Source organism: Streptomyces sp. SID10853, from assembly GCF_010548145.1.
In the GTDB taxonomy this organism is placed as follows: domain Bacteria; phylum Actinomycetota; class Actinomycetes; order Streptomycetales; family Streptomycetaceae; genus Streptomyces.
The window spans coordinates 1-6,470 of record NZ_JAAGLN010000314.1 but is presented as its reverse complement, the minus strand read 5'-3'; the positions used below and the strand labels follow the sequence as shown (position 1 = coordinate 6,470).

Here is a 6,470-nt window from a genome sequence, read left to right as displayed (position 1 = left end):
GTCCGTGTGGTACATCGGCACTGCTCGCCCGCCACCCCTCGCTGTCGGTCAAGTGCGCCGCGGCGCGGGCACTTCACCATGAGCTTCGCAGCTTCGCGAACGCCTCGTGGAAGCCGGGGAAGGTCTTCCGGACACAGCCGGTGTCGTCGAAGGTGATGCCCGGGGTGCGCAGACCGGTGACCGCGAAGGACATCACGATGCGGTGGTCGCCGTGCGTACGGATCGGGGCGGGGACCGGTGTGCCGGGCCGGATCTCGATCCAGTCGGGTCCGGTGGCGACGTCGACGCCGAGCGCCCGGAGGTTCTCCGCGCACGCCTCGAGCCGGTCGCACTCCTTGACCCGGGTGTTGCCGACGTCCTCGATCCGCACCGGCCCCGACGCGAAGGGGGCGATGGCGGCCAGCGTGGGCATGGTGTCGGAGATGTCGCGCATGGTGACCGTGAGTCCGCGGAGCTGCCGTGGGCCGGTGACCGTGGTGCCGTCCGCGGTCGTACGGACGTCGGCGCCCATCCTGCCGAGCACCTCGGTGAAGCGCAGATCGCCCTGGAGCGCGCCGGCGCCGAGGCCGGGCACGGTGACCGTGTGTCCGGTGACGGCGGCCGCGGCGAAGAAGTAGCTCGCCGTGGAGGCGTCGGGCTCGACGGCGTACTCGGTGGCGCGGTAGCCGCCGGGCGGCACCGTGAACACATTGCCCTCGCGGGTCACCGTGACACCGAAGCCGCGCATCATCGCGAGCGTGATGTCGATGTACGGGGCCGAGACGAGGTCGGTGACGGTGATGCGCAGCCCGGTGCGGGTGAGCGGGCCGAGCATCAGCAGCGCGGTGAGGTACTGCGAGGACTGGCCGGCGTCGAGGGTCAGTTCGCCGCCCTCGATGCCGCGGGCGGCGATCCGCAGCGGGTGATGGCCCTCCGCTCCCTCGTGGCGGAGGTCGACGCCCAGCTCCTGGAGCGCGCGGGTGAGCGGGGCCAGCGGGCGGCGGCGCATCTGGGCGGAGGCGTCGAAGCGGTAGCTGCCTCCCCCGGTGCCCGGAGTACCCGCGATGTGCTGCCGGCCCGCGGCGGCGAGTGCGGGCAGGAAGCGGGCCGTGGTGGCGCCGTCCCGGCAGTAGACGTCCGCGTCGGCCACGCCGGGTCCGGCCGGGCGGCCTTCGATGCGCCACGCGTCGGGCCCGCGCTCCACCGCGTATCCGAGCCGGGTCAGGCCTTCGGCGAACCCTTCGGTGTCGTCGGAGACGAGAGGGCGCAGGAGCGTGCTGGTGCCGTCGGCCGCGGCGGCCAGGAACAGGGCGCGCGCGGTCACGGACTTGGAGCCGGGGATTTCGGTGACGGTCACGGGCGGACATTCTGCCGTGCGCCCGTGACCGGGGCCGGGACGGTCCACGATCCGGCCGTGAACCGCCCGGTCCCCCTGGAAAGCCCGGTGTCCCCGTGAACAGCCGGTGCCCGCGAACCCGGCGTCCCCGGGAAGCCGGCGTCCCCGGGAAGCCGGTGCCCGCGGATCCGGTGTTTCCCGGGAAGCCGGTGCCCCCCCCGTGAACAGCCGGTGCCCGCGGCCCCGGCCCGCGGGAAGCCGGTGTGCCCCCGTGAACAGCCGGTGTCCCCGGGAAGCCCGGCACCGCCCGGATGCGCGGTGACGCCGTCCCGCTCAGCGGATGCGGCGGTGGACGTCGTCCGCCGTCGAGGGTCCCGGGGTCGCGTCGGCGATCCAGGGACCCTCGCCCGATGCGTCGACGATTCCCTGTTCCAGCCAGGTGTACGTCCCGGAGAGGACCCCGGACACCACCTTGCGGTCCAGCTCGTCGGTGTTCGCCCAGAGCCGGCCGAACAGCTCGTCGACCCGGATACGGGCCTGGTGGCAGAAGGCGTCGGCCAGTTGGTACGCCTCCCGGCCGTGGTCGTCCGACGCGCGCAGCAGTTCGGCCCGTACGCACGCCGCGCTCATCGCGAACAGCTCGGCGCCGATGTCGACGATGCGGCCGAGGAAGCCCTGCTTCGTCTCCATCTTTCCCTGCCAGCGCGACATGGCGTAGAAGGTCGAGCGGGCCAGCTTGCGGGAGCAGCGCTCGACATGGCGCAGATGCGCGGCGAGGTCCGGGTGTCCTTCCGGGTGGAAGGCCGCGTAGCTGCCGGGCAGCTGTCCTGGGCCCGCCACGAGCTTGGGCAGCCAGCGCGCGTAGAAGGCGGTGGCCTGCGCACCCGCCTTCGCCTTGTCCGTCAGCGAGGTGTCCGGGTCGATCAGATCGCCGGCGACCGAGAGATGGGCGTCGACGGCCTCGCGGGCGATCAGCAGATGCATGATCTCGGTCGAGCCCTCGAAGATCCGGTTGATGCGCATGTCCCTGAGCAGCTGCTCGGCGGGCACCGGCCGTTCGCCGCGGGCCGCGAGGGACTCGGCCGTCTCGAAGCCGCGGCCGCCGCGGATCTGGACCAGTTCGTCGGCGATCAGCCAGCCCATCTCGGACCCGTACAGCTTGGCGAGCGCCGCCTCGATCCGGATGTCGTTGCGGTCCTCGTCGGCCATCTGGGAGGAGAGGTCCACGACCGCTTCGATGGCGAACGTGGTCGCGGCGATGAAGGAGATCTTGGCGCCGACGGCTTCGTGCCGGCCGACGGGCCGGCCCCACTGCTCCCGCTCCGCCGACCACTCACGGGCGATTTTCAGACACCATTTGCCCGCGCCGACGCACATCGCGGGCAGCGAGAGGCGGCCCGTGTTGAGGGTGGTGAGGGCGATCTTGAGACCGGCGCCCTCGGGGCCGATCCGGTTCGCCGCCGGGACACGGACCTGGTGGAAGCGGGTGACGCCGTTCTCCAGGCCGCGCAGTCCCATGAAGGCGTTGCGGTTCTCGACGGTGATGCCCGGCGAGTCCGCCTCGACGATGAAGGCGGTGATGCCGCCCTTGCTCTCCTCGCTCCTCGGCACCCGGGCCATCACGACCAGCAGGTCGGCGACGACGCCGTTGGTCGTCCAGAGCTTGACCCCGTCGAGGATGTACGAGTCGCCGTCCCTGACCGCAGATGTGGCGAGCCTGGCCGGGTCGGAGCCGACGTCCGGCTCGGTGAGCAGGAAGGCCGAGATGTCCGTACGGGCCAGCCGGGGCAGGAAGGCGTCCTTCTGCTCCTGGGTGCCGAACTGCTTCAGCGGCTGCGGGACCCCGATCGACTGATGGGCCGAGAGCAGCGCGCCGACGGCCGGGCTGGCCGAACCGGCCAGCGAGAGCGCCCTGTTGTAGTACACCTGGGTGAGGCCGAGGCCGCCGTACTTGGTGTCGATCTTCATGCCGAGCGCGCCGAGCTCCTTGAGCCCGTTGATGGTCTCGTCGGGGATGCGGGCCTCGCGCTCGATCAGCGCGCCGTCGATCCGGGTCTCGCAGAAGGTGTGCAGCTTCGCGAGGAAGGCTTCGCCGCGCCGGGCGTCCTCCGCGTCGGGCAGTGGATGGGGATGGATCAGATCGAGCCTGAAGCGGCCGAGGAACAGCTCCTTGGCGAAGCTGGGTTTCCGCCAGTCCTGTTCACGGGCGGCCTCGGCGACCTGGCGCGCCTCGCGCTCGGTGACCCTGGGCTTGTCGAGTGGTGCGGTCATGAGGGGTACTCCTCACCGCGGACGTCGGGATGGACGCACCTGCCCGCAGCCAGGCGGTGCTGGTCATCACTACGTGTCCGTATCTACCGCATTACCGGCACAGCGGCCACCCCTCACGCGCGTGAGGGGTGGCCGGGGCTGGGCGGGGTGCGTCCGATCGGGTCAGGCCGGAGCGGGCCCCGCCGGCCGCCGCCCGTGGTTCAGAGGGCGAGGCCGGTGAAGACCATGACCCGCTCGTAGGTGTAGTCCTCCATCGCGAAGCGCACGCCCTCACGGCCGACGCCGGACTGCTTGGCGCCGCCGTACGGCATCTGGTCCGCGCGGTACGAGGGGACGTCGCCGACGATCACACCGCCGACCTCCAGGGCGCTGTGGGCGCGGAACGCCGTCTGCACGTCGTGGGTGAACACGCCCGCCTGCAGGCCGTACTTGGAGTCGTTGACAGCGGCGAACGCCTCCGCCTCGCCGTCGACCCGGGTGAGGGTGAGGACCGGGCCGAAGATCTCCTCGCAGGCCACCGTGGTGTCGGCGGGGACGTCGGCGAGCACGGTCGGCGCATAGCCGGCGCCGTCCCGGGAGCCGCCCGCGAGCAGCTTGGCGCCCGACTGCACCGCTTCGTCGACCCAGGACTCGACCCGCCTGGCCGCGTCCTCGCTGACCAGCGGACCGACGTCGGTGGCCGCGTCGGCGGGGTCGCCGGTGGTCTGCCGGCCCACGGCGTCGACGATCTTCGGGACCAGCCGGTCGTACACCGAGGCGTCGGCGATCACCCGCTGGACCGAGATGCAGGACTGGCCGGCCTGGTAGTTCGAGAAGGTCGCGATGCGCGTGGCGGCCCAGTCGAGGTCCTCCTCGGACGCGTAGTCGGCGAGGACGACGGCCGCGCCGTTCCCGCCGAGCTCCAGGGTGATGTGCTTGCGCGGGACCGAGTCCATGATCGCGAAGCCGACCTTGTCGGAGCCGGTGAAGGAGATGACCGGGAGCCGCTCGTCCTGAACGAGTGCGGGCATCTTGTCGTTGGCGACCGGCAGGACCGACCAGGAGCCGGCGGGCAGCTCGGTCTCGGCGAGCAGCTCGCCGAGGACGAGACCCGAGAGCGGCGTCGCCGGGGCGGGCTTGAGGATGATCGGCGCGCCCACCGCGATGGCGGGGGCGATCTTGTGGGCGCAGAGGTTCAGCGGGAAGTTGAACGGCGCGACGCCCAGGACCGCGCCGCGCGGGAAGCGGCGGGTCAGCGCGAGCCGGCCGGCGCCGCCCGCGTCGGTGTCGAGGCGCTGCGCCTCGCCGCCGTTGTAGCGGCGGGCCTCCTCGGCGGCGAACCGGAACACCGATACGGCGCGGCCGACTTCGCCGCGGGCCCACTTGATGGGCTTGCCGTTCTCGGCGGTGATCAGCTGGGCGATCTCCTCCGTGCGCTCGACCAGGCGCCGGGAGACGTGGTCCAGGGCGGCGGCCCTGACGTGGGCGGGCGTCGCGGCGAACTCGTCCCGGACGGCGTGCGCGGCGGCGACGGCCTCCTCGACCTGGGCGTCGGTCGGGACGGCGACCGTACCGACGTGCCGGCCGTCCCAGGGGGAGGTGACATCGAAGGTGTCATCGCCGGTGGCCTGGCGGCCGGCGAGCCAGAAGGCGTGGGTGGAGGTCATGTGTTCCGGCCCTTCCGTGGTGGTGGTTGGTGTTCCCACGGTAGGGGTGCGGGGGCGGCGCTGTGTTTGTCCAGCATGGAGTGGTGCGGGCTTCCGGGGCGCCGGAATGTCGTGGGACGCGGAGGCGGTCCTGCGCGGCGGTTCCGCGCTCGTCCCACGGCCGGGCCCGGTCCGCCTCACGGCACGGCTCCGGGCTGCGGGCTGTGGGCTGCGGGCTCCGGGCTCCGGGCTCCGGGCTCCGGGCTCCGGGCTCCGGGCCACTCTCGCGGCATGGCTGCGGGCGTCCGTGCCGCCTCACGGCATGCTGGTGGCCTTCAGCGCCAGCCAGAGCTCCATCCGTACGTCCGGATCGTCCAGGGACCGCCCCAGGATCTCCTCCACCCGCCGCATCCGGTACCGCAGGGTGTGCCGGTGTACGCCCAGGTCGGCGGCGGCCGCGTCCCACTGGCCGTGGTGCGCGAGCCAGGCGCGCAGGGACGCCACCAGGTCGCCGCGGCCGGTCGCGTCGTGCTCGTGCAGCGGACGCAGCATGCCGTCGGCGAAGGCCCGTACCGCGTCGTCGGCGAGCAGCGGCACCACGGATCCGGTGGCCAGTTCCTCGTGTTCGACCAGGACCCGGCCCCTTCTGCGGGCGACCGAGAGCGCTTGTTCGGCCTGGCGGTAGGCCGAGGCGGCGGCGATGGTGCCGGCCGGTGCGGACTGGCCGATGACGACCTGGACGTCCTCCCCAGCGGAACCCGCGGAACCGGCCGGCCCCACCGACCCGACCGGTCCCACCGACCCCACGGGCCCCACCCTGTCCCCCGGGGCCTGCCTGGCCTCGATCCGCTGGGCGTACGCCGTGCAGGCCGTGACCGCGGCTCCGCCGTCGGTGGCGAGGACGACGAGGCGCTCCCCCTCGGGGACGACGAGCGCCATCTCGCCGGCCCGCGATGCCCCGGCCTCCAGCGTTTCGGCCAGCTCCTGGAGCGCGACGGGTGCGCCCTCCGCGATGAGCAGGCGGTACGGGGCGTCGAGCAGGCCGTTGTAGAGGTCCCCTGCGACGGTGCGGGCGTGGTCCGGTTCCCCGGCGAGCAGCATCCGCAGGACGGCCGCTCCCAGCCGGTCCTCGGCCGCCCGCAGGGACCGGGAGCGTTCGGTGGTCAGGGTGAGCAGGGCGACGGCCGAGTGCACGGCGTACCGCTCGGCGGTGCCCAGTGGGGCGGCCGTACCGACGGCCAGCGCGCCGTGCGGGCGGC

Annotated in this window: 4 protein-coding genes; all 4 read right to left on the bottom strand. The window is 73.0% G+C overall.

Translation table 11 applies throughout. The features are described from left to right. Window positions 1–73 precede the first annotated feature (73 nt). On the bottom strand, window positions 74–1,336 hold the full coding sequence (gene aroA / locus G3I19_RS33265; RefSeq protein ID WP_164267437.1) for a 3-phosphoshikimate 1-carboxyvinyltransferase: 1,263 nt from the start codon (window positions 1,334–1,336) through the stop codon (window positions 74–76). A 312-nt stretch (window positions 1,337–1,648) separates the two neighbouring features. Beyond that, window positions 1,649–3,586 carry an acyl-CoA dehydrogenase family protein gene (locus tag G3I19_RS33260; protein ID WP_164267436.1) on the bottom strand — a complete coding sequence of 646 codons (1,938 nt, stop codon included), beginning with the start codon at window positions 3,584–3,586 and terminating at the stop codon, window positions 1,649–1,651. 200 nt (window positions 3,587–3,786) lie between these two features. Next, window positions 3,787–5,232: an aldehyde dehydrogenase family protein gene (locus G3I19_RS33255; RefSeq protein ID WP_164267435.1), complete on the bottom strand. Its 1,446-nt coding sequence runs from the start codon at window positions 5,230–5,232 to the stop codon at window positions 3,787–3,789. A 294-nt stretch (window positions 5,233–5,526) separates the two neighbouring features. Further along, a partial coding sequence (locus G3I19_RS33250) for a PucR family transcriptional regulator (protein ID WP_164267434.1) occupies window positions 5,527–6,470 on the bottom strand: 944 nt, incomplete at its 5' end.

Excerpts from the sequence above, each read along its gene's own strand:
- G3I19_RS33260 (WP_164267436.1), bottom strand. The coding sequence starts at position 3,586 with ATGACCGCACCACTCGACAAGCCCAGGGTCACCGAGCGCGAGGCGCGC.
- G3I19_RS33255 (WP_164267435.1), bottom strand. The coding sequence starts at position 5,232 with ATGACCTCCACCCACGCCTTCTGGCTCGCCGGCCGCCAGGCCACCGGC.